Genomic DNA, 24,682 nt, shown 5'->3' on the forward strand with positions numbered 1-24,682 from the left:
CCTCGACATGATCCGCGGCGGCGATCGCCTCCGCGGCGACGAGACCCTTCGGCGCGAACTCTCCGGACCCGAGATCCCAGCGATCATGACGGGAAAAGGCGCCGTGCCTGACGCGGATCGTTCCAACCGGAGCGCCCGCACGGTCGAGCACATCGAACAGGACTTCCGCGCCGCGACAGTCCGCCAGGGCCTGCACCCAGCCCGCCACCGAGAGTTGATCAGGACCGCCGCGCTGGAGCTTGTAGCCGATGATCTGGAAGTAACCGGACGGGGCGACATATGTGGCGGCGAATACCGGAGCCGTCAGACCCAGCATCATGAGCAGACCCGCTGTACGCGTGAGGAAGACGGACATGAACGCGCGCATCCCGCCCGAAACCGGCCGCCTCAGATTACCGCGTCGAAACCTTCGAACTGCGGCGGCCCCAGATAGAGATCCCGCGCCGTACCGGCATTCGCATGCGCGCGCCGGAACGCCTCCGAGCGCGTCCATTCCTCGAAGGCGGCGCGGGAATCCCACAGTGAATGCGACGCGAACAACGTCGCCTGGGCGTCCGTCGGTCCCTGCAGCAGATGAAACTCCCGGAATCCCGGCACGCCTTCGAGGTGGCTCTCGCGGTTCTTCCATACGGAGACGAATTCGTCCTCCCGCCCGCGCACGATCCGGAACCGGTTCATTGCGATAAACATCGGATCACCTCCTGATGCGACCCATGCCCAAGGCATCATATACCCATGCGAGGCGCGAGACCACCGGCAGAAGAGCGCAGAACCGGGGGCCTCGCCCTTTGAAAGTGGATTGAGAGATGGGATGATTATCGAGTTAACAATACCGCACTACAGTCATCCGAACGAAACGACGAACCTTCCTGACACCGGAAGTGTTCAGGCCCGCTCCGCCAGCGATTCCAGCAGCGCCTGCTGCGCCGAGAACGGATGCGCGCGGCCCTTGACGCCGATGCGATCGTAGCTGCCGTCGGTGTTGAGGATCCAGGACTGCAGGTTGTCCTTGAGATAGTGTTGCAGGTCCTTGTACATCCGCTTGCGCAGGTGGGTGTCGAGAATCGGGTAGGCGATCTCGACGCGGCGGTACATATTGCGTTCCATCCAGTCCGCGCTGGAGCAATAGATCTCGAAGGCGCCGTCATTTTCGAAATAATAGATGCGCGTATGCTCGAGAAAGCGCCCGATGACGGAGCGCACGCGGATACGATCGGAGATCCCGGTCAACCCGGGACGCAGGCTGCAGATGCCGCGCACGACCAGCTCGATATCGACGCCGGCCCGGGAGGCGGCATAGAGCGCCTGGATGAGCTGGGGCTCGATCAGGGCGTTGACCTTGATGATGATGCGCGCGGGTTTTCCCGCGGTGGCGTTGTCCGCCTCGCGCTGGATCTTCTGCAGCAGCCCCTTGTGCAGGGTGAAAGGCGACTGCAGCAGACGGTTGAGCTTGACCACCTTGCCCAGGCTGGTGAGTTGCTGGAACACGCTGTGCACATCCTCGCCGATCGCCTTGTCGCAGGTGAACAGGCCGTAGTCGGTATACAGGCGGGCGGTGCGCGAGTGGTAGTTGCCGGTGCTCAGATGCACGTAGTGGTTGAGCTGCCGGCCCTCGCGCCGCACCACCAGCAGCATCTTGGCGTGCGTCTTGTAGCCCACGATGCCGTACACGACATGGGCGCCCGCCTCCTGCAGCCGGTTGGCGAGCTTCACATTGGCCTCTTCGTCGAAGCGCGCCCGCAGTTCGATGACGACCGTCACTTCCTTGCCGCCGCGCGCGGCGGTGACCAGCGAGTCGACGATCGCCGAGTCCGCGCCCGTACGGTACAGCGTCTGCTTGATGCTGAGCACGTGCGGATCGGACGCGGCCTGGCGCACGAACTCTATTACCGGGGCGAACGATTCGATGGGATGGTGCAGCAGGATGTCGCCCTTGCGGATGGCCTCGAACATGTCGACGCCGGCGATGAGCTGGGCGGGGCGGCTGGGGGTGAACGACGGGAACTTCAGCTCCGGTCGGTCCACCGTGTCGACGATATCGATCAGGCGGTGGAGATTGACCGGACCGTCCGCCCGGTAGAGGTCGTCGCGCGTCAGCCCGAACTGCTCGAGCAGGAACTCGACCAGATCGTCAGGGCAGTTGTCGGCGATCTCGAGCCGCACCGTATCGCCGTAGTGGCGCGAGAACAGCTCCCCTTCCACCGCGCGCAGCAGGTCATCGACCTCCTCCTCGTCCACGAACAGGTCGCTGTTGCGGGTGACGCGGAACTGGTAACAGCCGGTGACGCTCATGCCGTGGAACAGGTCATCGGCGTAGGCGTGGATGATGGAGGACAGGAACACGAAGTCGTGCGGCCCGCCGCCGGTCTCTTCCTCGGGAAGACGGATGATACGGGGCAACGAACGCGGGACCTGTACTACGGCAAGTCCGCTGTTGCGCCCGAAGGCGTCCTTCCCGGTGAGCGAGACGATGAAGTTGAGGCTCTTGTTCAGCATGCGCGGGAACGGATGCGCGGGATCGAGCCCGAGTGGACTCAGGATGGGCAGCAGTTCGTCGTGGAAGAACTTGCGCAGCCAGGCCTCCTGCTTCTCGGTCCAGTCGGAACGGCGGATGGCGCGGATATTGTGCTCCGCCAGCCTGGGCAGCACGACCTCGTTCAGGATCTGATACTGGCGCTTCACCAGCATCTTGGCGCGGGCGTGGATTGTCTTCAGGACATCCGCCGGCGAGAGATTGTCCGGTCCGCTCTGGGACGAGCCGACATCGACCTTCTGCTTGAAGCCCGCCACGCGGATCTCGAAAAACTCGTCGAGGATGGTCGAGGCGATGCAGAGGAACCTCAGACGCTCAAGCAGCGGGACGCTTTCGTCCTCCGACTGCAGCAGTACGCGCCAATTGAATTCGAGGTGACTGAGTTCGCGGTTGATGTAGAGATCGGGCTGCTTCAGGTCCATGTCACCCGAACCGGGGGTTTTTGGCGATTTGTCGAGCATAGGTTCGGCGTATTACAAATTTATGACAGGCTATCCCCGCCCATCGCGGTATATTCCATATATTAATTGGGAGTATATCACGGCTTACTAGACGTATTGATGTAGTTCAATGACAAGCAATCAACTTCTATATTTAGAATACGCTCATTAAGACGGCCAAAGGCTGCCACATGAAAGTCGCCATGTTTTCTCGTCTGCGCTGTCATAAAGCTGAAACATTTGGAGCAACATAATCCGCCCTGTGTTGATAATGCAGCGCGGTGATACTGGTCCTGCTTTAGTGACTGAGGCGCCACGCAAATCACGTCAATCCACCTGTCGCAAAAATGCGACCCGAAGGAATTGCGGCATTAGGCGGATTATGGATGCAATACGGGCTTCTGCCTTCACGAAGAGAACCACCAATCTAAAGCACATTGTCATGACAAAACCAAGGGAGACTGAAATGAAAAGAAAGAGTATCGCAATTGCTGTGACCGGGATGCTGGCGCTCCCCTTCCTGATGGCGAACGCTTCGGCGGCCCTGAAGGTCTACGGCAAGGCCCATGGTTCGATCGATTTTTCCAGCAATGATGACAAAGGTGCCCAATGACAGACAGCACCCTGGCGTTCACCAACGACGCCTCGCGCATCGGGTTCAAAGGTAACGAGCAGATCAGCGACGGCCTGACCGTAACCTATCAGGCCGAGACCATGATCGACCTGGATTCCGGCGGCTTGGGCAGCGGCCGCAACACCTATGTGGGGCTGGCAGACGGCTTCGGCGAAGTGCGCTTCGGAAAACACGACACGCCGTACAAGATGGCGACCAACGATATGTACAGCGATACGCGCGGCGACTACAACGCCATCATCGGCTCCATCAACGGCGGTCGATTTCGATGAGCGCACGCCGAACACCATCCTCTACATCTCGCCCGATATGAGCGGCTTCCAGTTCCAGGGCGGCCTACATCCTGGGCATCGGGGCCGCCGACGACGACCTGCCGGACGCCGAAGAACCGGACAACACCGGTTTCAGCCTGGCCGGCTCTACAACCAGGGCCCGCTGTCGCTGAGCCTCGCGACGGAAAGCTACGGCCTTTAGGCCGCCACCGGCGAGCCGACCGACAATGCCGCAGGCCATCAAGTTCGGCGCCGGCTGGGACCTCGGCCAGGGCACCAAGCTCAGCTTCATCTTCGAATACGCCGAATCGGGCACCACTGATGTCAAGCCGTGATGCCTTCTACCTCGGCGTGATGCACAAGATGAGCGACAAGACGACACTGAAGCTCGCCCTCGGCCAGGCCGACGAGTTGGATGTCGCCGAGGAGACCGGCGCCACCTACCTGGCGCTGGGTGTCTCGCAGAAGCTGTCGAAGGACACCGAACTCTACGCGCTGTTCGCCAGCGTCAGCAACGACGACGGCGCTACGTACCGGTTAGACGGTGTCGGCTTGCCCACCACTGGCACGCCGTCTGCGCCTGTGCCTGGGCGCGATCTTCTTCCCTTAGCTTCGGCATCGTCAAGAACTTCAGCGGCAAGTTCATGTAATCCGGTATTCCCCTGATCTGACCTTCGGGGCGCCTTTTCAGGGGTCTCCATTTGAGGCCCTACCCGCTATTTTCCCAGGGCGCTCATGATGCCCCGCACGGCGGCCGGAAGGTCCGCGGGCAGGACGACGATCTTGGAATTCTGCGAGCCGGACAACTGCCGCACGGCCTCGATATATTTCTCGCCCAGCAGATAGACGGCCGGCAGTTCCTGGTCGCGGATCGCCTGGCTCACCTTGTCGATCGCCATCTGGCTCGCCTCGGCCAGTAGCACCTGGGCCTGGGCGTCGCGCCGCGAGGCCTCGAGGCGGCCCTCGGCCTCCAGGATGGCGGCGGTCTTCTCACCTTCGGCGCGCGTCACGGTGGCGCGGCGCTGACGCTCAGCGGCCGCCTGCTCCTCCATCGCCTTCTGCATGGTCTGCGAGGGATTGATGTCCTGGATCTCCACCGTCTTCAGCGTGATGCCCCAATCGGCGATGTCATCCGAGATCGCGGTCTTCAGCCGCGCCTTGATCTGGTCGCGCGAGGACAGCGCGTCGTCGAGATCCATCTCGCCGACGATCGCGCGCAGCGAGGTCTGCACCAGGGTGCGGATGGCGAGCGCATAGTCTTCCACGCCGTAGACCGCCTTCTCCGGCGCGATGATGTTGATGTAGGCGACGGCGTTGGCGATGATCACGGCGTTGTCCCGGGTGATCACCTCCTGCGAGGGGATGTCGAGCACGATGTCCTTGGTCGTGACCTTGTAGGCCACGCTGTCGATGTAAGGGACGATGATGTTGAGACCGGGGCCCAAGGTGGAGTGATACTTGCCGAGACGCTGCACCACATGCTTGAAGCCCTGCGGGACAATGCGCACCCCCAGCCCGATGGTGATGATCACCAGCACGACGAACACCGCTACGACTACCATGGCAGTCCACTCCTTGTCGATGGATTGAAGCCCCCGGCCTTCATCGTTTTTCGACGATGAGGGTGTTGCCCGAGATATCCTTTACAACGACGCGGTCGCCGGTCTCCACCGCCTGCTCGCACAGAAACGGCCACTCCTCCGAACCCAGCAACGGGGTCGCGAAGCGCACCACGCCGCGCGTCTTTCCGGCCGGGATGCGAATGACCTGGCCGGTCTCGCCGACGATCGCCTCGCGCGCGATGCCGGCCTTGGTGTGGTCGGTCATCAATGGCTTGAAATAGCGGAACCAGAGGATGGCAAACACCGAGGAGAACACCGCCCACAGCAGCAATTGCGTGCCGAATCCCAGTGCCGGGTGGAACCACAGCACGGCGGCCACCATCAGCGCGCCCAGCCCGAACCAGAAGATGAAAAACGTCGCGACGAAGATCTCCGCGATCATCAGCAGCATGCCGAAGACCAGCCAGTGCCAGTCCTGGATCCCGTAGTCCATACGCCTTCCTTTCTCCGTGGATGCCCCGCGACGGCGCCCCGCGCCGTGGACGCCCATACGTTACCGCAAACGGCGCCGCGCCGACAGTGGTATCCGCCGGTGCGGGCCTGCTATGGCGCGGCACCGCCGATGGTCGCCGGTCCCGCGCGGAGTGCGGTTGCGACACCATGTAATGTGTGAACGTGCACACGAATACTCAAGCCGATAGCGCCGAGGGCATCGACAGCCATACCGATTTTTTGTTACGGTAGATTGTCATTCGCAGTTATTTCACCACTCCGCACAAGGAGATAGTCGTGCCCGCCGCGCCCAGCCCCCGCCGTTTTCGCCACCCCGCCCTTGCCCTTACCGCCGCGCTGCTCCTCGCGGCCGGCCCCGCGGCGGCGGCCACCGCAGTGATCGTCTCCGAGGCCCGGATCCAGCAGCTCGACGATCGTATCGAGGCCCTCGGCACGCTCAAGGCCAACGAATCGGTGCAGTTGTCTTCTTCCATCACCGAGACCGTGAGCGCAATCCACTTCGACGACGGCGACCGCGTTGCCGCGGGCAAACTGCTGGTCGAGATGACCAGCGACGAGGAGCACGCGCAGCTCGAGGAGGCGCGCGCGACCGTCGACGAGGCGCGGCGCCAGTATGAACGCGTGCAATCCCTGCAACAGCAGGGCACCGCCGCCGCCTCGCTGCTCGACGAACGCCGGCGCGACCTGGAAACCGCGCGGGCGCGCCTCGGCGCGATCGAGTCGCGCCTCAAGGATCGCCTCATCAAGGCGCCGTTCGCCGGCGTCATCGGCTTGCGCAACGTCAGTCTCGGCGCGCTGGTGGAGCCCGGCGACCCGATCGCCACGCTGGACGACGACAGCCGGATGAAGCTGGAATTTCCCGTGCCCAGCCTGTATCTGGACAGCCTGCGCACCGGGCTGCCGGTCCTCGCCGTCACCGCCGCCTACGGCGCGCGCGAGTTCCACGGCGTGGTCACCGCCATCGACAGCCGCATCGATCCGGTGACGCGCACGGTGCTGGTCCGCGCGGTGCTGCCGAACGCCGATCGCAGCCTGCGCCCCGGGCTGCTGATGCAGGTGAATCTGCTGCGCAATATCCGGCAGGGCCTGGTAATCCCGGAGGAGGCGCTGATGCCGCTCGGCGACAGGCAGTTCGTGCTGGTGGTGGACGGGAACGCTGGGAATACCGTGGCGCGACGCGAGGTCCGTCTCGGCGCGCGCCGTCCGGGCCAGGCCGAAATCCTGGACGGACTGGTCGCCGGCGACAAGGTCGTCACCCACGGCACGACGCGCGTCAAGCCAGGAGATCAGGTCGACATCGTGGCCGTCGATGACGGCACGGTGCCGCTGGCGAAGCTGCTGGAGAAGATGCCCTAATGATGCTGTCGGACGTATCGGTCAGGCGGCCGGTCTTCGCCACCGTCCTGTCCCTGTTGCTGATCGCCTTCGGGCTGGTCTCCTTCGAACGCCTGCCGCTGCGCGAATACCCCGACATCGACTCGCCGGTGGTCTCGGTCGAGGTATCGTACCGCGGGGCCTCCGCCAACGTGGTCGAGACCCGCATCACCAAGCTGGTCGAGGACCGCATTGCGGGCGTCGAGGGCATCCGCTTCATCGAGTCCAGCAGCGAGGACGGCCGCTCCCGCGTCACCATTGAATTCGAGGTGGACCGCGACATCGACGCGGCGGCCAATGACGTGCGCGACCGCATCGCCGGCATCATCGACGACCTGCCGGACGAGGCCGATCCGCCCGAGATCCAGAAGGTCGACAGCAACGAGGACGTGATCATGTGGCTCAATCTGGCGAGCGACCGCATGAGCGTCCCCGAACTCACCGACTATGCCAGCCGCTACCTGATCGACCGCTTCTCGGTGCTGAGCGGCGTGGCGCGGGTGCGCATCGGCGGTGAGCAGATCTATGCCATGCGCATTTGGCTCGACCGCCAGGCGCTGGCGGCGCGCAACCTGACGGTGACCGAGGTGGAGGATGCGTTGCGCGCCGAAAACGTCGAGCTGCCGGCCGGCAGCATCGACTCCGGCAACCGCCAGTTCACCGTGCGCGTGCAGCGGCAGTTCTCCACCGCGGAGGATTTCACGCGACTGGTACTGGCGCGCGGGGCCGACGGCTACCTGGTCCGGCTCGGCGACGTGGCGCGCGTGGAACGCGGGACCGAGGAGGACCGCCTGTTCTTCCGCGGCAACGGCGTCCCGATGGTCGGCATCGGCATCATCAAGCAGTCCACCGCCAATACCCTGGAGGTGGCGCGCCTGGCCAAGGAGGAGGCGGCGCGCATCAATCCCACCCTGCCGGAGGGCATGGAGATCCGGCAGAGCTACGATTCCTCGGTGTTCGTCGAGGGCGCCATCCACGAGGTCTACAAGACGCTGCTGATCGCCATCGCGCTGGTCATCGGCGTGATCTATCTGTTCCTCGGCAGCGCGCGCGCCACGCTGGTGCCGGCGGTCACGGTGCCGGTGTCGCTGATCGCCACCTTCACGGTGCTGCACATCCTCGGCTTCTCCATCAACATCCTGACCCTGCTGGCGCTGGTGCTGGCCATCGGCCTGGTGGTCGACGACGCGATCGTGGTCATCGAAAACATCCACCGCCGCATGGAGCAGTACGGCGAGTCACGCCTCGTGGCCGCCTTCCGCGGCACGCGCCAGGTCGGTTTCGCCGTCGTCGCGACGACCATCGTGCTGATCGCGGTGTTCGTGCCGATCGTCTTCCTGCAGGGGGACCTGGGCCGCCTGTTCTCCGAATTCGCCCTGACCATGGCGGCGGCGGTCGCCTTCTCCGCCTTCGTCGCCCTGTCGCTGTCACCGATGCTGGCCTCCAAGGTGCTGAGCGGCGCCGGGCATACCCGGCTGACCGACTCCATCGACCGCGTCTTCGGCGCGGTGCGGCGCGGCTATCATGTCGCGCTGCGCGGCACGCTGCGGCATGCCTGGGTCGTCGGCGTGGTCTTCATCGGCATCTTCGCGGCCGCCCTCTGGCTGTTGCGCGAGATCCCGAGCGAATACACCCCCAAGGAGGATCGCGGCGCCTTCTTCGTCATGGTCACCGCGCCGGAGGGCGCTTCCTACGAATACATCGCCCGCTATATGGACGAGGTGGAGCGGCGCCTGATGCCGCTGGTCGAGAACGGCGAGATCACCCGCCTGCTGGTGCGCGCGCCGACCGCCTTCGGCAATGTCGAGATCTTCAACCGCGGCATCGCGATCGTCGTGCTGAACGACTGGGGCAAGCGGCGCTCGGCCTGGGACATCATGGACGACGTACGCACCCGCCTCGACGGGCTCAGCGGGGTACAGGCGTTTCCCGTCATGCGGCAGGGCTTCGGCGGCCGCACCCGCAAGCCGGTGCAGTTCGTCCTCGGCGGCGGCACCTACGAGGAACTGGCGCAGTGGCGCGACATCCTGCTGGCGAAGATCAATGAGAACAACCCCGGGCTGCAGGGTCTCGACTGGGATTACAAGGAAACCAAGCCGCAACTCGGCGTGACCATCGACTATAACCGCGCCGCCGATCTCGGCGTCACCGTCAGCGCGATCGGCCGCACCCTGGAGACTCTGCTGGGATCGCGCCGCGTCACCACCTACCTCGACGACGGCGAGGAATATGACGTCATCCTGCAGGGTGAACGCGAGGCGCAGCGTTCGCCCGCGAGCCTGGAGAACATCTATATCCGCTCCGATCGCAGCGGCGAACTCATCCCGCTGTCGAACCTCGTGACGCTGGAAGACTTCGCCGACTCGATCTCGCTCAACCGTTTCAACCGCGTGCGCGCCATCACGCTGGAGGCCAACCTGGCCGACGGGCTCGCCCTGGGTGATGCGCTGGATTACCTGGAAAACCTGGTGCGCGAGAACCTGCCGCCGAACGTCATCATCGACTACAAGGGTCAGTCGCGCGACTTCAAGCTCAGCAGCGGCTCGATCACCTTCATCTTCCTGCTCGGCCTCGCGGTCGTGTTCCTCGTGCTGGCGGCCCTGTTCGAGAGCTGGATCCATCCGCTCATCGTCATCCTCACCGTGCCGCTGGCGATGATCGGGGCCCTGTTCGGACTGTATGCCTTCGGGATGTCGCTCAACATCTTCAGCCAGATCGGCCTGCTGATGCTGGTCGGACTGGCGGCCAAGAACGGCATCCTGATCGTGGAATTCGCCAACCAGCTGCGCGACGCGGGCAGGCCGTTCCATGACGCCCTGATGGAAGCGGCCGAGATACGCCTGCGCCCGATCATCATGACCAACCTGACGACCGCCGCCGGCGCCATACCGCTGCTGATCTCTTCCGGCGCGGGCACCGAGACCCGCGCCGTCATCGGCACGGTCATCCTGTGCGGCGTGATCGCGGCGACCTTCTTCACCCTGTTCGTCGTCCCTGTGGCCTATCAGCTGCTGGCACGCCGCACCGGCTCGCCCGGCGACGTCGCGCGGCAACTGGAACAGGAGACGGCGGCACAGCCGGAACCGCGCCAGGATGCGACGCAACCCTCGTAGAAAAAATTGGGGACAGATTTAAAATTGGGGACAGATTTATTTTTAGTAAATTTGGCTTAGTACAGACAGGTTAGCCTGCAGAAAATAAATCTGTCCCCGAATTTGCATTCAGTCTTCCAACTCGCGTGGACGGACCAGGTCGATCAGGGCCGCGCCATGGGGCATCGGGTTCTTCCAGGTCTGCCGCATCGACAGGCGCGCGAGCGCCCCGGCGGTGAGCAGCTTGCCCGCGGCGTTGCGCGGCGGGGCTTCGGCGCTGAGCCGCTCCAGCAGTTCCTCGAGCCCAGGATTATGACCAACCAGGAGCAGCATCCCGGTGCGGACGGGACATTCCGCGATCACGGCGAGCAGGGTATCGACCCCGGCGAGATACAGGCGGTCGTCGTAGCGAAGGCGGTCCTGCGGCAGTTCGAGCGCCTCCAGCACCGCTTCCGTCGTTTGACGTGTACGCAAGGCGGGCGAACTCAGCACGAAGTCGGGTCTCAGTCCGTGCGCGCGCAGCCAGCGGCCCATGCGTGGGGCGTCGCGCCGCCCGCGCGCGGAGAGCGGACGCGCGAAATCATCAACGGCGTCGCCGTCGCGATCCGACTTGGCGTGGCGCAGGATAAGCAGGGTCCGTGTCGTCATGCCATCGCCCTCCTGAAAATTGGGGACAGATTTATTTTTAAGAAATTCGGCTTAGTAGATACAGGTTATCTGCAAAAAATAAATCTGTCCCCAGTATGCATGCACAGTATGCAGTATGTGGCGTTCAGTATGGCGTTACAGCCATTCGAGCCGGACCTTGATTTCCCACCACAGATCTTCATAGCAATGGGCGGGTCGGGTATGCCCGGCGAAGATGTTCACGGGCGCCCGGCGCAGGCCCATCTGCTCGATCTCACTGCTGTACGGGATGTGGTTGGTGAGCACGTTCGGCATGCGCTTCGGCAACTCCTCGACGATGCGGCGGTGCAGCGCCTTGCGCGCGTCGACCATGGTGAAAAACGGCAGGACGCTGAAATCATTCAGCCCCTCCTGCTGGCAGAACTGCAGCAGCTGGTCCAGCGTGCGCAGCGACAACGTGGTCGGGATCAGCGGCACCAGCAGCACGTCGGCCGCCATGAAGACGTTCTCCGACAACAGCGAGATACCCGGCGGACAATCGAGGAAGACGTAGTCATAGGTCTCCTCCAGGGGCTTCAGCAGCTTCTCCACGCGCTGTTTCGGTTTCTTCTCGCCGTCCAGGAAAAGATCCATGTTGCGATAGGAGAAATCCGCCGGCACCAGATCCAGATTCTCGTAATCGGTGCCCTTGACGACTTTCTCCAGTGACAGCTCGTCGCGCACCAGCCCCGCCGCTCCAGCGCCCACAGTGGGACGGATGCGGAAATAAAAACTCGAGGCCCCCTGCGGGTCGAGGTCCCACACCAGGGTGCGGAAACCCTCTCGCGCCGACAGATACGACAGATTCACCGTCGAAGCCGTCTTGCCCACTCCGCCCTTGATGTTGTAACAGGCGATTACCTTCATTGAATCTCCTAGAGTCAGTCCGAACCGAATAACCTGTTGAAGCGATTCTGGTGCTGCTGATGGGCGAATTTCGCCCACACGGCGGCGAACTCCGCGCGCACCTCGCCCTTGCGCCGGAGCAGATGTTCGGTCAAGGGGCCCAGCGCATTGCGGGCGCGATTGGCGCGCTCGCCGCCATTCAGCTTTTCCGCGTACGCGGGCAGCGCCTCCAGCAGCACGCTGAGATCCTGGAATTCCCCCAGGTTGTCCTGCAAGCCCTTCAGCAACTTGACCAGGTGCTTGACGTCGTCGCGCGGAAACAGGGCCGCGAAGAATTCCAGCAGGTAGCGCAGTTTCTTGCACTGCATGCGCAGCCGGTGCATCTCGGTGTCGGGGGACTCCGGCGTCAGCGCGGCGCCCACCTTGAAGGCCTTGTGGTAACGATGGCGGATCATCGCCGAGGCGACCGCAAGCGCAGGCTGGCGCGCTTCGTCGGTGGCGGCCCAGGCCGTCGCATCCTTCGATTCCAGCAGGGCGCGCCAGTCCTTCTTGAGCCTGCGGTAACGCGGTGAGGCCAGGGTTTCGAGCAGGCCACAGCGCTCCCGGCTGCGCTGGGCGCGCATGGCCTCGCGCAGGGGCTCGAGGTCGCTCATGCCGCTCGGGCTGAGCGCTGCGGCATGGGCGGGAAACCCGAGTGTCTGCACATCGAGATCGCGCACCGCGCCGGTCGAGCGCCCGATCCAGGCGAACTCCTGGCGGTAGTGCACGCAGGAACGCGGCAACGCCTCTTTCATCTGACCCAGCAGAGAGCGCGTGCGGCGCACCGCGACACGCAGGTCATGCAGGAATTCGAGATCGAGATCCTGGCGCACGCCATCCTCATTGGCCTCGATGGTGTCGAGCAGGGCGGCCAGGATGCGGCGTGCCGCCTCCCCCGCCGGGATCTCCGCATGCAGCGGTATGCGCAGTTTCGAGGAATAGTCCAGGGGATGCCGGCCGAGCGCGGCCAGCGCCTCTTCGAGGGCGGTGCCGTTCAAGCGGACCAGGCCGAGCTGATGCTCGAACAGCGCGCGCAACTGCTGCAGAGGCTCGGGATACCCGCGTACCGGCGCCACCACCAGACGCTCGCCCAGGCCAAGCCGGCGGGTGCCCTCCCCGGTCACCACGCCGTGCCGCTCGATGAGCACGCGCGCCACCGTCTTGTTTTCCTCGTCCAGCACCTTGAAGCAGCGACTGGAACACTTGAGCGATGCGATATCGAGCAGACGCCGCGACTCCACCACGGGCGCCAGGCGGTCACGCATGGCCCCGGCGGGCAATTCATGGGCGAAACCCGGGACCTCCTGCGCGGCGACGCTGATGATGTCGAGACCGTCGGAGAGGGCGCGCAGATGCAGCCGGGAAGCCTCGCGGGAGCGATCGATGAACAGCACGAAACCGGCGGCGTACAGGCGCCAATCGAAGGTGTCGTAGAAATCCCGCTCGGTGACGGAAGAAGGGTGCAGTTCGAGTCGCAGACCGTGCCCGCGCAGGATCTCCGCCAGACCCTCGGCGTTTATGCCGCGCGGCATGATGTACTGATAGCTATTTAAAGACATAAACTTTCCGGCCTGAAAAACGGCATCCCCGTTGCCTTGGCTTCCACAGTGACGACTCTGCGCACGGACCGTGCGGCATTCCGCCCCCGGCGACTACAAGGGCAAATACCGCTAAACCGCAGCCTGCCAGTCCTGGGCGGCGGTCATGAATTCAAATGGCAGTCCGTTTGCGAGTTGGCGACGGGGTCGTCGGAAGCAGTCTCCACGGCTAAGTGTGCAAGAATCAGCCGTTTGTTGCAAGGCAAGCGCCCCGGGGGGGGGGGGGGTGGGGGGGGGGTAGGCTTGCGCAGTCTTGGGGGGGGATACCCTGCCCAGGGCGGAAAAGCGTCTCGAGCAGTACCGGAGCCGCTATCCCGACGGCAGATTCACCGCCAGTGCGCGCAATCTCGCCCATTATCTGGCCCTGCGGCACTTCGATCTGCGTTCGCTGCAGGACAGCCTGTCCGATACCGGGATTTCCTCGCTCGGTCGCTGCGAGGCGCATGTATTGCAGACCCTCGATCAGGTCATCCGCCTCCTTGGCGGCGAGCCGGACGACGCCACGCCGGAAGTGCCGGGGGGACCGCGGGCCGGGCGAGACCTGCTGGCGGAACATACCCGCCGCATCCTCGGCGCGGACCCTTCCAATCGCTATACCCGCATCATGGTCACGTTGCCAGGCGAGAGCGCGGAGGATTATCCGCTCATCCGGGATCTCCTCGCCGCAGGCATGAACTGCGCACGCATCAATTGCGCCCATGACGATCCGGAGATATGGGAGAAGCTCGCGCGCAACGTCAGCGCGCAAGCCGAGACCGGCCTCGACGCGGAGGACTTGCCGGCACATGCGGGGGCCGGGCAGTGCCGGGTTCACCTGTCACCCGAACTGTACGGCGCCCTGCGCGAGGGCGATCGCCTGAGTTTCCGGGACACCCGCGGCAAACAGCGCTACATCAACGTGATGGCCGGGGCCGGCGCCGCGCGACCGGGGCCCAGCCTCGACGCCCCGTCTTGCCGCATGGTCGGATTCTCCTTCGTCGAAACGATGGACGACATGGAGCAATTGATCGAAGAGCTGGCGCAGCGCCAGGCATCGCACCTCGCCATCGTCGCCAAGATCGAGACCCGGCGCGCGGTAATGAACCTGCCCGACCTGATCCTGGGCACGATCGGGCGCTTTCCCCGGCGCGATCCGCGCGGCGACCTCGCGCGACTCGGCGGGAGCGCATGGCCGAGATTCAGGAGGAAATCCTGGCGGGGCCGCCCACTCCCGTTGGGCGCCCAGGCTCGAGCCTGACCAGGGCGCCAGACCGGCCGAGTTCACCGGGGGGATGGCTCAAGGGCGTTTCATGAGATCGGTGCGCACGCTGGACGACATCCTCACGCGCATCCAGCAGCATCAGTACAAGAAGTTTTCGCGTTACCGCGCCCTGCACTGGTAACCGCCGCGCGGTCGTCCGCGCGTTGCCTCGGGACGACGGGAGTGGTTAGATATCCGTAACGCGGCCCGCCACAGGTATCTGTCCCGCCCCGATGGACCTTTTCATCCAGCTCATCGTCTCACTCGCCATCGGTCTGCTCGTGGGTCTCGAGCGCGGCTGGCAGGAACGCGCCGCGCCGGAAGGCTCGCGCATCGCCGGCCTGCGCACCTTCGGCCTGATCGGATTTCTCGGCGGCCTGTGGGCGGTACTGGCGGAACGCTTCGGCGCGCTGACGTTCGGACTGGCCTTCGCGGTGCTGGCCGCGCTGATGATCCTGGCCCACCGCGAGGACGTGCGCCGTAACCGCGACATCGGCATCACCACCGTGATCGCCGCCCTGGTCACCTTCGCCCTGGGGGCGCTCGCGCCGCTCGGACAGGTGGAAATCGCCGCTGCCGGGGCGGTACTGACCACGGCGCTGCTCAGCCTCAAGCCGGTGCTGCACCGCTGGCTGCGCCGGCTGGAGTTCCAGGACCTGACCGCGGTCATCAAGCTGCTGCTGATCTCCGTGGTCGTGCTGCCCGCGCTGCCGGACCAGGGCTATGGACCCTGGCAGGCGCTCAATCCCTACCGCATCTGGTGGATGGTGATCCTGATCGCTGCGCTGTCGTTCGCCGGCTATGTGGCGATCAAATGGGCCGGCGCGCGGCGCGGCATTCTGTTGACCGGGCTGCTCGGCGGACTGGTCTCATCCACCCTGACAACATTGACCTTCTCGCGCCTCGCGCGAGAGCGCCACACCGACGGCGTCCTGGCCGCCGGTATCGTGCTCGCCTCGGCGGTTATGCTCCCGCGCATGCTGGCAACGGTCGCCGTGATCAATCCCGCGCTGCTGCCGATGCTGGCTGTCCCGCTGGGCCTGATGGCCGGCGCCGCCGGTCTCGGTGCCTGGTGGCTGGGCCGACGGCGGGCGGATCTGTCCCCGGAATCGAAACTGGAACTGGGCAATCCGATGAAACTGCTGCCGGCGCTGAAGTTCGGCGCCCTGCTCGCGCTGGTGATGCTGCTCGCGAACGGCATGCACGCGTGGCTCGGCCACGAAGGGCTTTACGCGGCCGCCGCCATTTCCGGGATTACCGACGTCGACGCCATCACGCTGTCGCTGGCGCAGATGGCGCAGGGAACCATCGCCGAACACACCGCCGCGCGCGGCATCGTGATCGCGGCGCTGGTCAACACGGCGGTCAAGGGTGCGCTCGCCGCGGGGATCGCGGGGCGGGAGATGGCGCGGCGGGTACTGCCCGTGTTCGGACTCACCCTCGCGGCCGGCGCGCTCGGGCTCTACCTCGCGGAACTACTGTCCCTGCTTGCCTGAGCCGGCGCGCGTCTGGCGGGCGCGCACCGCGTTTTCCATCTGTTCCAGGCTGAGATGGCGCACATCCTTGCCGTTCACCAGGTAGATCACATATTCGCAGATGTTCTTCGAATGGTCACCGATGCGCTCCAGCGCGCGCAGCGACCACATGATGTCGAGCGAACGGCGGATGGTGCGCGGGTCCTCCATCATATAGGTGACCATCTGGCGCATCACGCCCTCGTATTCATCGTCGATGTTCTTGTCCTCGCGCGTCACCTGGAGCGCGGCCTCGGGATCGAGGCGGGCGAATACGTCGAGGGTATTGTGCATCATCAGGCGCACATGCTCGCCCAGGTTGTAGATCTCCATATAGCGGTTCTTGGGCCGCTCCATCTCCATCAGATGCAGGCCGATGCGGGCGACCTTCTCCGCCTGGTCGCCGATGCGTTCCAGGTCGGTGATGGTCTTGATGATCGCGACGATCAGGCGCAGGTCGCCGGCGGCGGGCTGGCGACGCGCCAGCACGCGCGTGCATTCCTCGTCGATCTCGACCTCCATCGAGTTGACGTTCACGTCGCGGTTGATCACCAGTTCGCAGCGCTCACCGTCGCCGTCGACCAGGGCGGTAACCGCGTCGGCGATCTGCTGCTCCACCAGGCCGCCCATGTTGAGCACGCGGTTACGGAGATCCTCGAGTTCCTCGTTGTACTGGGCCGAGATATGGTGCCCGAACATGCTTTCCATGATATGCCTCCGGCGGACGCGACTATGCCCCGTCCGCAATAATGGGGAAGTTGGCCCTAGTATAGCGCGCTTTCCCGGCCGGCATACCGCCGCCCGCCCGGGGTGGACGCACCACAGGTGCACGGCCAACATCATAGGACTGTAACATTACAGATTCTTGACATCGTGACCGCGGCAGCCACGGTCCTTGCCAAAAAAAAAAGGCCGCAGGCGCGGCCCGAGCCCCCAAGAGGGTTGAGGGCGAGAGGGGGACGCGGCGGATCTTCGCGGATCACTCCGCTCACCGCCGCGTACCTTACTGTAGGAAACCCTTGTGACAGCAGAATGACGGGACGGGGAAGTTTCGATGAACCCGGGCCCGCCGCGCCTATTTCACCAGGCGAATCTCCGCCTCGCCCGATTTGCGCACCACGCGGGAGGGCGGGAAACGGCACAGAAAGGTACTGCCCTGGCCCGGCGCGCTCCTGACCTCCAGTACCGCCTGGTGATTGCGCAGCACGTGCTTGACGATGGACAGGCCGAGCCCGGTGCCACCCACCGAGCGCGAACGCCCGGTATCGACCCGGTAGAAACGCTCGGTCAGCCGCGGGATCAGGTGCGGCGGGATGCCGATCCCGGTATCCTCCACCGAAAAGCACGCCCCCGCGGCATCAGCGTACCAGCGGATCACGATCCGCCCGCCACCCGGCGTGTACTGCACGGCATTGCGCACCAGGTTGGCGAAGGCGCTGTAGAGATACTGGTTGACGCCGTGCAGCCAGACCGACTCGTCCGCTTCCAGGACGATCTCGTGGCGGCGCTCGCCACCGAGCATCCTGGCGTCGGCCAGCAGGCCGTGCAACATGGCCGGCACATTGACGTCCGCCTCGTCCTCCTGGATCTCGTTCATTTCGAGGCGGGAGATCTGCAGCAGATCGTTGACCAGGTTGCGCATGCGATCGGTCTGCTGCTGCATCTGCCTGAGCGCCTGCTCGATCTGCTCGGGCTTGCGCGGCTTGCCGACCAGGCTCTCGAGATAGCCGCTGATCACCGTCAGGGGTGTGCTGAGCTCGTGCGAAACGTTGGCGATGAAGTCGCGCCGCATCACCTCGAGCCGGTGCAGCTTGGTGATGTCGCGCGCGATCAGCAGGCGCTGGTTGTCGCCGTACGGCACGATGTAGATCTGCATGGTCGAGGCGTTATCGACCGGCGAACCCAGCACCAGCGGCTCGACGTAATCGCCGGACTGCAGGTATTCGACGAAGGCCGGCGGGCGCACCAGATTGTCGACGCGCTGCCCGATGTCGCGCACCAGATTAAGCCCCAGCAGGGTGGCGGCCGCCTCATTCATCCACTCAATGGCGTTGTCCCGCCGCAGCACCAGGGCCGCGTCCGGGAAGGCGGCGGCCGACTGGCGGTAGCGCTCGACCAGGTTCTTGAGCTTGCGCTCGCGCTTGCGCCCGCGTTCGCGCAGTTTGTAGACCTGGTAGTAGAGCTCGCTCCAGATATTCTCGGAGAAACCGGCCTCGGGCTCGTAGCCGTGGATCAGCCAGCGCGCGAAATGGTGCAGCTTGATCAGGTGCCAGCCCAGGAAGAGCAGCAGGCCGATCACCAGGGACTCGCGGTGCAGCCCGAACACGGCTCCAACCACCAGGCTGGCCGCCAGGATCAGCGTCAAACGCCCGAGCTCCCTCAGCCAGTAGCCGATCAAGCCTATACCTGCGTGGAAAAGCGATACCCTACCGTACGCACCGTCTGGACATGGCGGTCATATCCGGTGGTCGCCAGCACCTTGCGCAGGCGGCGGATGTGCACGTCGACGGTACGCTCCTCGACATAGACGTTCTGTCCCCAGACATTATTCAGGAGTTGCTCACGGGTGTATACCCGCTCCGGATGGGTCATGAAGAAATGGAGCAGCCGGAATTCCGTCGGCCCCATGTCGATCTCCTCGCCCTGGACGGTCACCTTGTGCCCGATGGGGTCCAGGCACAGGGCGCCGACCTGGATCAGCTCCTGTTGTCCGCCCGGGGCGGTGCGCCGCAGCACGGCCTGGATCCGGGCCTTGAGTTCGCGGGTCGAAAATGGCTTGGTGATGTAGTCGTCTGCCTCCTGCAGGCCCTTGACCTTGTCGTCCTCTTCCGCGCGCGCCGTCAGCATGATGATCGGGATGTCGCGGTTCGCGACATCCTTCTTCAGGCGGCGCGCGAATTCCACTCCGCTCATGCCGGGCAGCATCCAGTCAAGCAGGATCAGATCCGGCCGCTGCCCGCGCATGAGGGTGAAGCCCTCGCCGGCGTCGGCGGCCTCGATGATCTCGAAGTCCTCATCCGCCAGGGCGAACTTCAGCATCTCGCGCACCGGCGCCTCGTCTTCCACCAGCAGCAACTTGGGCATCATTACGGACTCATCCGATCCTTTTTCGATGCGTGCAGGGTAGCCCGGTCATATTGCACGATTATGACAGTGTCACGCTACTGCAACATATCCGCGCGCAGGGCCGCGAGCAGGCCCTCCATGTCCTCCGGCAGCGGTGCGGTCCATTCCATCTCCGCCCCGCTCGCGGGATGCGTCAACGCCAGCCTGCGCGCGTGCAGGGCCTGGCGCCGGAAACCGCGCAAGGCCTCGGCGAGCGCGGGGGCGCCGCCGGCCGGCAGGCGCAGGCGTCCGCCGTATACCGGGTCGCCGACCAGCGGATGGCGGATGTGCGCCATGTGGACGCGGATCTGGTGCGTGCGCCCAGACTCCAGATTGACCCGCACATGGGTGTGGGCGCGGAAGCGCTCCAGCACCCGGTAGTGGCTGACCGCCGCGCGGCCGTGCTCGCGCACCGCCATGCGGGTGCGCTGGGTCGGGTGGCGACCGATCGGCGCGTCGATGCGCCCGCCCGCCGTCACCACGCCGCAGACCACCGCCTCGTACTCGCGCTCCACCGCGCGCGCCTGCAGCGCGGCGACCAGCCGCTTGTGCGCCTCCAGCGTGCGCGCCACCACGAGCAGTCCGCTGGTGTCCTTGTCGAGGCGATGAACGATGCCCGCGCGCGGCAGCAGCGCGAGTTCCGGCGCGTGGTGCAGCAGGGCGTTGAGCAGCGTCCCCGCCCGGTTGCCGACCGCCGGATGCACCACCAGACCCGGCGGCTTGTTGATCACCAGCAGATCGGCGTCCTCGTAGACGAGGTCGAGCGCGCGCGCCTCGGCCTGCCAGGCCGTGTCGGGCTCCACGCGCGCCAGCAGTTCGACCTGTTCCCCGCCGCGCGCCTTGTCGCGCGGGCGCGGATGCCGTCCGTCGATACTGACCCGCCCTTCCTCCATCCATTGCTGCAGGCGCGCGCGCGAATACTCGGGAAACAGCTCGGCCAGCACGCGATCGAGGCGCAGGCCGGCCAGCGCGTCCGGGATCCGCGCCGACAGCCGCCGCTCATATACCGGCGGCCCCGCTTCACCCGCCGTCGTGGCCATACCGCTCCCCATGGGCTCTATTTCTTTCAGAAGGATATCGGACCATAATGACGCCGATGATTGGCGACCATTCTACTTGATCATGCCGGGCGACGCGTATCAGGGCCCGCGGCGGCCCGCCCGGCGACCACCGTTCCCCCTCCCGGCCATCGTCCTGCTTACGGCGTTCGCGCTGGGCGCCGCCGCCTGCAGCGGCACGGCGAACACGCGCCCGGACGCGGCCGCGGCGGACGCGGCCGCGCTCTACCAGGCCGGTCACGCCGCCATGCAGCAGGAGGACTACGCGGGCGCGGCACGTCAGTTCCTCCGGCTCGAATCCCTCTATCCGGGCGATCCGAACACGCAGCAGGGACAGGTGGAGATGATCTACGCCTATTACAAGCAGAACGACGTCGCCTCCGTCCTGATGAGCTCCGAGCGGCTCATCCGCGAGTCCCCCGGACACCCCAACCTGGATTATGTGTACTACCTGCGCGGCCTCGCCATGTTCAACCAGGCACAGGAAGCCCTGGCGCGGGAGAACGTGGAAGTCCGGCCGCGGCCGCCCACCGCCGACCTCGCGCTGGAGTATTTCGGCGATCTGATCGAGCGCTATCCCCAGAGCAAATACGCCGAGGACGCCCGCGCGCGCATGCTCCATCTGCAGAACACCCTGGCCGCCTTCGAGGTCGCCACCGCGAAGATCTACATCAATCGCGGCGACTACGTGAATGCCGGCCTGCACGCCCGGGCGGCGCTGGAAAACTATCCCGACTCCGGCGCGCAGACCGAGGCGGCGGCGGTCGCCAACATCGCCTACCGCATGCTCGATCTGCAGCGGACCCAGTCACCCGGCGCCGCTCCGGCCGCGGCGCCCGAGGCCCGTCCCGACGTCGGGGTCACCGGCGCCGCGCGCGCCGCGACCGTCTCCCGGAAGGAGCCGCCGCCGACACCGAATGAACCCGAGGAACAGGCGGTCGCAAACACGCCGGCGGTGGAACCTGTCCCGACGCCCGCCGCGCCCGAGGATGAGCCGTCCGCGAACCCGCGACCGGAGGCGCTGCCCGGCGCGGACTGGATCGCGCGCCAGGACCCGGGCGCCTATACGCTGCAACTGTTCAGCGTGGCGGACATGGCGGCCCTGCGGCGCTTCGTCCACACTCACCCGCTGGACGGCCTGGCCTGGTTCGAGACCCGGCGCGAGGGTTATCCCTGGTATTCCCTGATCCGCGGCCTCTATCCCGACGCGACGAGCGCGCGCGCCGCGGCTGCCGCGCTGCCGGAAGAGCTGAAGCTGCAGCCCTGGGTCCGCCGGCTGGGCGATATCCAGGCGCTGATCACGACGGCGCCGTAAGCGGCCGAGGCAGGCTATAATGTCGCCCTTTGGCCAACGAGAATATCGATGCGCAAGCTACTGATCTGTTGTCTGGCCGCCGCGCTGCTCGGCGGCTGCGCCACTTCGGGCGACAAGGAGGAATCCGGCGCCGAACGGCTCTACGAGCTCGGCAAGGAGGCGCTAAGCGAGGGTTACTACGAGACCGCGATCAAGCACTTCGAGGACCTGGCGGCGCGTTATCCCTTCGGCGACAACTCCGCGCAGGCGCAGCTCGACCTTGCGTACGCCTACTACAAATACGACCAGCCCGACCAGGCGGTCAGCACCGCCGAACACTTCATCAAGACCTATCCGCGCCACCCCGACGTCGACTACGCCTACTATCTGCGCGGGCTCGCGAATTTCGGCCAGACCCGCGGCATGCTCGACGATATTGCGGATATCGACGCGGCGCAGCGCGACCCGCGCGCGGCACTCGAATCCTTCCAGCATTTTGCCGAGATGGTCAAGCGCTTCCCCGACAGCCGCTACGCAGCCGATGCGGTGCAGCGTATGGTGTACCTGAAAAACTATCTGGCGCGCCACGAGATGTTCGTCGCGGCTTACTACATGAGGCGCGGCGCCTACGTCGCGGCCGCCAACCGCGCCAGGTATGTCATCGAAACCTACCCGCAGACCGGCTCAGTGCCGCGCGCGCTTGCCGTGATGGCCGAGGCCTACGAACACCTCGGCCTGGACGATCTGGCGGCCAACGCGCGCCGCCTGCAGGAACTCAACCCGCCACCGGACGGCACCGGCCCGGGCGGCTGAGACCGGCTCAGATGGCGTCCGGGCCGGTCTCGCCGGTGCGGATGCGCAGGACCTTCAGCACGTCGGTGACGAAGATCTTGCCGTCGCCGATGCTGCCGCTGCGTGCGACGCGGGTGATGGCGTCCATGCAGGCATCCACCTGGTCGTCCTCCACCACCACCTCCACCTTGATCTTGGGCAGGAAATCGACCACATACTCCGCGCCGCGGTAAAGCTCGGTGTGCCCCTTCTGGCGGCCGAAGCCCTTGACCTCGGTCACCGTCATGCCGGCGATGCCGATGTCGGACAGCGCCTCGCGCACGTCGTCCAGTTTGAACGGCTTGATGATGGCCTCTACTTTCTTCATTGCATGATCCTCCAGTCAGTGTTCAGCTCGATGATTCCGCGTCCCGGCGCGGCGCGGCGCCGGCATCGTCGAAACCCGAGGTGATCGGGTAACGCCGGTCGCGCCCGAAGGCGCGGCGCGAGACGCGAACACCGGGCGGCGCCTGCCGGCGCTTGTACTCGTTGCGATTGACCAGCGCGATGCAGCGCATGACCGTGGCGGCCTCGAAGCCCTCGGCGATGATCTGCTCCGCGCCCACGTCGCGCTCGATGTAGCGTTCGAGGATCGCGTCGAGCACCGGGTAGGGCGGCAGACTGTCCTCGTCCTTCTGGTCCGGGGCGAGTTCGGCCGTCGGCGGCCGGGTGAATACCCGCTCGGGGATCACGGCCGCGAGCGCGTTGCGATAGCGCGCCAGGCGGTAGACCAGGGTCTTCGGCACGTCCTTGATCGGGGCGTAGCCGCCCGCCATGTCGCCGTAGAGCGTGGCGTAGCCGACCGCGAGCTCGCTCTTGTTGCCGGTAGTGAGCACGATTTTACCCTTCTTGTTCGAAATCGCCATCAGCACGACGCCGCGGCAGCGCGCCTGGATGTTCTCCTCGGCGGTATCGACGCGCGTGCCGGCGAATTCCTCGCGCAAGATGGCGAGAAAGCTCTCGAAGGCCGGCTCGATGGGGATCACGCGGTAATCGACGCCGAGCGCGGCGGCCTCGGCCTGGGCGTCCTCCCAGCTCATGTCCGCGGTATAGCGCGACGGCATCATCACCGCCTCCACCCGCGCGGGTCCCAGCGCATCCACCGCGATCGCGAGCGTCAGCGCCGAATCGATCCCGCCCGACAGCCCGATCACCGCGCCGGTGAAGCGGTTCTTGTCGACGTAATCGCGCACGCCGAGGACGATGGCGCGGTACAGCGAGGCCTCGTCGGACAGCGGCGCGGCGACCGCGCCGGGGATGGGCGCGACGCGGCCCTCTCCGTCCCGGCGAAACTCCGCCACGACCAGCTCCTGCTCCCAGGCGCGGACGCGCTGCGTCACCGCGCCCATTGCATCCATCACGAAGGATTCGCCGTCGAACACCAGTTCGTCCTGGCCGCCGACGAGATTCAGGTAGAGCATCGGCACGCGCGTGGCCAGCACGCGGGCGCGCAGCACGGCCTCGCGTTCGGCGCGCTTGCCGAGGTGGAACGGGGAGGCATTGAGGTTGACAATCAGCTGCGCGCCGGCGCCGACGCACTGCTCGACCGGCCCGGGCTGCCAGATGTCCTCGCACACCGTGAGGCCGACCGGGATACCCTTGATCGGCACCACGCACGGTTCCGCGCCGGCGACGAAGTAGCGCTTCTCGTCGAATACGCTGTAGTTCGGCAGCAATTGTTTGTGGTAGGTCGCGACGATCGCGCCGTCGCGCAGCAGCGAGGCCGCGTTGTAGAGCCGGTCCCCGCACTGGCGCGGATACCCGACGACGACGTCGATTCCGCGTGTCTCGCGCGCGAGCCGTTCCAGCCCGGCGCGCACCCGTTCGTGCATGGCCGGGCGCAGCAGCAGGTCCTCGGGCGGATAACCGGTAAGCGCAAGCTCGGGAAACACCACGCAGTCGGCCGCGAGCCCGGTGCGGGCGCGGGACGCGGCCGCGATCATGCGCTCGGCATTGCCCGCCACGTCGCCGACCAGAAAGTCGAGCTGCGCCATCGCGATGCGCACGGATCCGCTCACGGCGCGACGCCCCTATGAACGGCAAACCGGGCGCACAGGCGCCCGGCTACGAC

General features: G+C 65.5%; 23 protein-coding genes. 9 read left to right on the forward strand and 14 right to left on the reverse strand.

All coding sequences use genetic code 11. The features are described 5' to 3' along the window. The 3 genes from IPM20_07350 to ppk1 all read right to left on the reverse strand — a co-directional run. The coding region (locus IPM20_07350) for a hypothetical protein (protein ID MBK9131437.1) at window positions 1–355 on the reverse strand (355 nt) is incomplete at its 3' end. Window positions 356–387: 32 nt separating this feature from the next. Then, window positions 388–690 carry an antibiotic biosynthesis monooxygenase gene (locus IPM20_07355; GenBank protein ID MBK9131438.1) on the reverse strand — a complete coding sequence of 101 codons (303 nt, stop codon included), beginning with the start codon at window positions 688–690 and terminating at the stop codon, window positions 388–390. 195 nt (window positions 691–885) lie between these two features. Continuing rightward, window positions 886–2,955 carry a polyphosphate kinase 1 gene (gene ppk1, locus IPM20_07360; GenBank protein ID MBK9131439.1) on the reverse strand — a complete coding sequence of 690 codons (2,070 nt, stop codon included), beginning with the start codon at window positions 2,953–2,955 and terminating at the stop codon, window positions 886–888. A 484-nt stretch (window positions 2,956–3,439) separates the two neighbouring features. On the opposite strand from ppk1, the gene IPM20_07365 reads away from it, so the two are divergent. The 3 genes from IPM20_07365 (at window position 3,440) to IPM20_07375 (ending at window position 4,545) form a co-directional block, all read left to right on the forward strand. Continuing rightward, on the forward strand, window positions 3,440–3,586 hold the full coding sequence (locus IPM20_07365) for a hypothetical protein (protein ID MBK9131440.1): 147 nt from the start codon (window positions 3,440–3,442) through the stop codon (window positions 3,584–3,586). Next, window positions 3,583–3,879, forward strand: a complete 297-nt coding sequence (locus IPM20_07370) for a porin (protein ID MBK9131441.1) — start codon at window positions 3,583–3,585, stop codon at window positions 3,877–3,879. The genes IPM20_07365 and IPM20_07370 overlap by 4 nt, the downstream gene beginning before the upstream one ends. Before the next feature lie 321 nt (window positions 3,880–4,200). Next, entirely contained in the window at window positions 4,201–4,545 is a 345-nt protein-coding gene (locus IPM20_07375; protein ID MBK9131442.1) for a hypothetical protein, read from the forward strand. A 50-nt stretch (window positions 4,546–4,595) separates the two neighbouring features. Here IPM20_07375 and IPM20_07380 read toward each other — a convergent pair whose 3' ends face one another. Together IPM20_07380 and IPM20_07385 are read right to left on the reverse strand one after the other, a co-directional pair. Then, window positions 4,596–5,441 (reverse strand): SPFH/Band 7/PHB domain protein, encoded by an 846-nt coding sequence (locus tag IPM20_07380; protein ID MBK9131443.1) that lies wholly within the window; start codon window positions 5,439–5,441, stop codon window positions 4,596–4,598. A 40-nt stretch (window positions 5,442–5,481) separates the two neighbouring features. Further along, the gene (locus IPM20_07385; protein MBK9131444.1) at window positions 5,482–5,934 is read right to left on the reverse strand and encodes an NfeD family protein; all 453 of its coding nucleotides are present in this window, start codon (window positions 5,932–5,934) and stop codon (window positions 5,482–5,484) included. Window positions 5,935–6,230: 296 nt separating this feature from the next. On the opposite strand from IPM20_07385, the gene IPM20_07390 reads away from it, so the two are divergent. Continuing rightward, complete coding sequence (locus IPM20_07390; GenBank protein MBK9131445.1) at window positions 6,231–7,310, forward strand: efflux RND transporter periplasmic adaptor subunit; 1,080 nt, start codon at window positions 6,231–6,233, stop codon at window positions 7,308–7,310. Then, window positions 7,310–10,441, forward strand: a complete 3,132-nt coding sequence (locus tag IPM20_07395) for an efflux RND transporter permease subunit (protein ID MBK9131446.1) — start codon at window positions 7,310–7,312, stop codon at window positions 10,439–10,441. The genes IPM20_07390 and IPM20_07395 overlap by 1 nt, the downstream gene beginning before the upstream one ends. A 108-nt stretch (window positions 10,442–10,549) precedes the next feature. Here the strand turns inward: IPM20_07395 and IPM20_07400 are convergent, their stop codons facing one another. From IPM20_07400 to IPM20_07410, 3 genes are all read right to left on the reverse strand, one after another. Beyond that, window positions 10,550–11,068 carry a histidine phosphatase family protein gene (locus tag IPM20_07400; GenBank protein ID MBK9131447.1) on the reverse strand — a complete coding sequence of 173 codons (519 nt, stop codon included), beginning with the start codon at window positions 11,066–11,068 and terminating at the stop codon, window positions 10,550–10,552. 135 nt (window positions 11,069–11,203) lie between these two features. Beyond that, a complete protein-coding gene (locus IPM20_07405) occupies window positions 11,204–11,953 on the reverse strand; it encodes an AAA family ATPase (protein ID MBK9131448.1) in 750 nt (249 codons plus the stop codon). Window positions 11,954–11,967: 14 nt separating this feature from the next. Then, window positions 11,968–13,530 (reverse strand): CHAD domain-containing protein, encoded by a 1,563-nt coding sequence (locus IPM20_07410; protein MBK9131449.1) that lies wholly within the window; start codon window positions 13,528–13,530, stop codon window positions 11,968–11,970. A gap of 292 nt (window positions 13,531–13,822) precedes the next feature. Between IPM20_07410 and IPM20_07415 the strand changes: the two genes are divergently transcribed. Next, window positions 13,823–14,806: a hypothetical protein gene (locus tag IPM20_07415; GenBank protein MBK9131450.1), complete on the forward strand. Its 984-nt coding sequence runs from the start codon at window positions 13,823–13,825 to the stop codon at window positions 14,804–14,806. A 236-nt stretch (window positions 14,807–15,042) separates the two neighbouring features. Beyond that, a complete protein-coding gene (locus tag IPM20_07420) occupies window positions 15,043–16,305 on the forward strand; it encodes an MgtC/SapB family protein (GenBank protein ID MBK9131451.1) in 1,263 nt (420 codons plus the stop codon). Here the strand turns inward: IPM20_07420 and phoU are convergent. From phoU to rluD, 4 genes are all read right to left on the reverse strand, one after another. Next, a complete protein-coding gene (gene phoU, locus IPM20_07425) occupies window positions 16,285–17,031 on the reverse strand; it encodes a phosphate signaling complex protein PhoU (GenBank protein ID MBK9131452.1) in 747 nt (248 codons plus the stop codon). The genes IPM20_07420 and phoU overlap by 21 nt on opposite strands. A 367-nt stretch (window positions 17,032–17,398) precedes the next feature. Next, on the reverse strand, window positions 17,399–18,727 hold the full coding sequence (phoR, locus tag IPM20_07430) for a phosphate regulon sensor histidine kinase PhoR (protein ID MBK9131453.1): 1,329 nt from the start codon (window positions 18,725–18,727) through the stop codon (window positions 17,399–17,401). After that, the gene (gene phoB, locus IPM20_07435; GenBank protein ID MBK9131454.1) at window positions 18,724–19,410 is read right to left on the reverse strand and encodes a phosphate regulon transcriptional regulator PhoB; all 687 of its coding nucleotides are present in this window, start codon (window positions 19,408–19,410) and stop codon (window positions 18,724–18,726) included. The genes phoR and phoB overlap by 4 nt, the downstream gene beginning before the upstream one ends. 74 nt (window positions 19,411–19,484) lie before the next feature. Then, the gene (gene rluD / locus IPM20_07440; protein MBK9131455.1) at window positions 19,485–20,468 is read right to left on the reverse strand and encodes a 23S rRNA pseudouridine(1911/1915/1917) synthase RluD; all 984 of its coding nucleotides are present in this window, start codon (window positions 20,466–20,468) and stop codon (window positions 19,485–19,487) included. An 82-nt stretch (window positions 20,469–20,550) separates the two neighbouring features. Between rluD and bamD the strand changes: the two genes are divergently transcribed. Further along, window positions 20,551–21,801, forward strand: a complete 1,251-nt coding sequence (gene bamD / locus IPM20_07445; protein MBK9131456.1) for an outer membrane protein assembly factor BamD — start codon at window positions 20,551–20,553, stop codon at window positions 21,799–21,801. A 48-nt stretch (window positions 21,802–21,849) separates the two neighbouring features. Continuing rightward, window positions 21,850–22,593, forward strand: coding sequence for an outer membrane protein assembly factor BamD (locus IPM20_07450; protein MBK9131457.1), 744 nt, complete (start codon window positions 21,850–21,852; stop codon window positions 22,591–22,593). A gap of 7 nt (window positions 22,594–22,600) precedes the next feature. Here the strand turns inward: IPM20_07450 and IPM20_07455 are convergent, their stop codons facing one another. Both IPM20_07455 and IPM20_07460 read right to left on the reverse strand, forming a co-directional pair. After that, on the reverse strand, window positions 22,601–22,939 hold the full coding sequence (locus IPM20_07455) for a P-II family nitrogen regulator (protein MBK9131458.1): 339 nt from the start codon (window positions 22,937–22,939) through the stop codon (window positions 22,601–22,603). Window positions 22,940–22,961: 22 nt separating this feature from the next. Further along, window positions 22,962–24,605 carry an NAD+ synthase gene (locus tag IPM20_07460; GenBank protein MBK9131459.1) on the reverse strand — a complete coding sequence of 548 codons (1,644 nt, stop codon included), beginning with the start codon at window positions 24,603–24,605 and terminating at the stop codon, window positions 22,962–22,964. Between the last annotated feature and the right edge of the window lie 77 nt (window positions 24,606–24,682).

The sequence above is a fragment of the Gammaproteobacteria bacterium genome, assembly GCA_016716465.1.
Classification (GTDB): domain Bacteria; phylum Pseudomonadota; class Gammaproteobacteria; order SZUA-140; family SZUA-140; genus JADJWH01.

Bases quoted from the DNA above. Each gene is read 5' to 3' on its own strand.
- IPM20_07370 (MBK9131441.1), top strand. From the start codon at position 3,583: ATGACAGACAGCACCCTGGCGTTCACCAACGACGCCTCGCGCATCGGG.
- IPM20_07460 (MBK9131459.1), bottom strand. From the start codon at position 24,605: ATGGCGCAGCTCGACTTTCTGGTCGGCGACGTGGCGGGCAATGCCGAG.
- bamD (MBK9131456.1), top strand. From the start codon at position 20,551: ATGCCGGGCGACGCGTATCAGGGCCCGCGGCGGCCCGCCCGGCGACCA.
- phoB (MBK9131454.1), bottom strand. From the start codon at position 19,410: ATGATGCCCAAGTTGCTGCTGGTGGAAGACGAGGCGCCGGTGCGCGAG.
- IPM20_07420 (MBK9131451.1), top strand. From the start codon at position 15,043: ATGGACCTTTTCATCCAGCTCATCGTCTCACTCGCCATCGGTCTGCTC.
- IPM20_07410 (MBK9131449.1), bottom strand. From the start codon at position 13,530: ATGTCTTTAAATAGCTATCAGTACATCATGCCGCGCGGCATAAACGCC.
- IPM20_07365 (MBK9131440.1), top strand. From the start codon at position 3,440: ATGAAAAGAAAGAGTATCGCAATTGCTGTGACCGGGATGCTGGCGCTC.
- IPM20_07400 (MBK9131447.1), bottom strand. From the start codon at position 11,068: ATGACGACACGGACCCTGCTTATCCTGCGCCACGCCAAGTCGGATCGC.
- IPM20_07405 (MBK9131448.1), bottom strand. From the start codon at position 11,953: ATGAAGGTAATCGCCTGTTACAACATCAAGGGCGGAGTGGGCAAGACG.
- IPM20_07450 (MBK9131457.1), top strand. From the start codon at position 21,850: ATGCGCAAGCTACTGATCTGTTGTCTGGCCGCCGCGCTGCTCGGCGGC.
- IPM20_07355 (MBK9131438.1), bottom strand. From the start codon at position 690: ATGTTTATCGCAATGAACCGGTTCCGGATCGTGCGCGGGCGGGAGGAC.
- IPM20_07380 (MBK9131443.1), bottom strand. From the start codon at position 5,441: ATGGTAGTCGTAGCGGTGTTCGTCGTGCTGGTGATCATCACCATCGGG.
- phoU (MBK9131452.1), bottom strand. From the start codon at position 17,031: ATGGAAAGCATGTTCGGGCACCATATCTCGGCCCAGTACAACGAGGAA.
- IPM20_07455 (MBK9131458.1), bottom strand. From the start codon at position 22,939: ATGAAGAAAGTAGAGGCCATCATCAAGCCGTTCAAACTGGACGACGTG.
- rluD (MBK9131455.1), bottom strand. From the start codon at position 20,468: ATGGCCACGACGGCGGGTGAAGCGGGGCCGCCGGTATATGAGCGGCGG.
- ppk1 (MBK9131439.1), bottom strand. From the start codon at position 2,955: ATGGACCTGAAGCAGCCCGATCTCTACATCAACCGCGAACTCAGTCAC.
- IPM20_07375 (MBK9131442.1), top strand. From the start codon at position 4,201: ATGTCAAGCCGTGATGCCTTCTACCTCGGCGTGATGCACAAGATGAGC.
- IPM20_07385 (MBK9131444.1), bottom strand. From the start codon at position 5,934: ATGGACTACGGGATCCAGGACTGGCACTGGCTGGTCTTCGGCATGCTG.
- IPM20_07395 (MBK9131446.1), top strand. From the start codon at position 7,310: ATGATGCTGTCGGACGTATCGGTCAGGCGGCCGGTCTTCGCCACCGTC.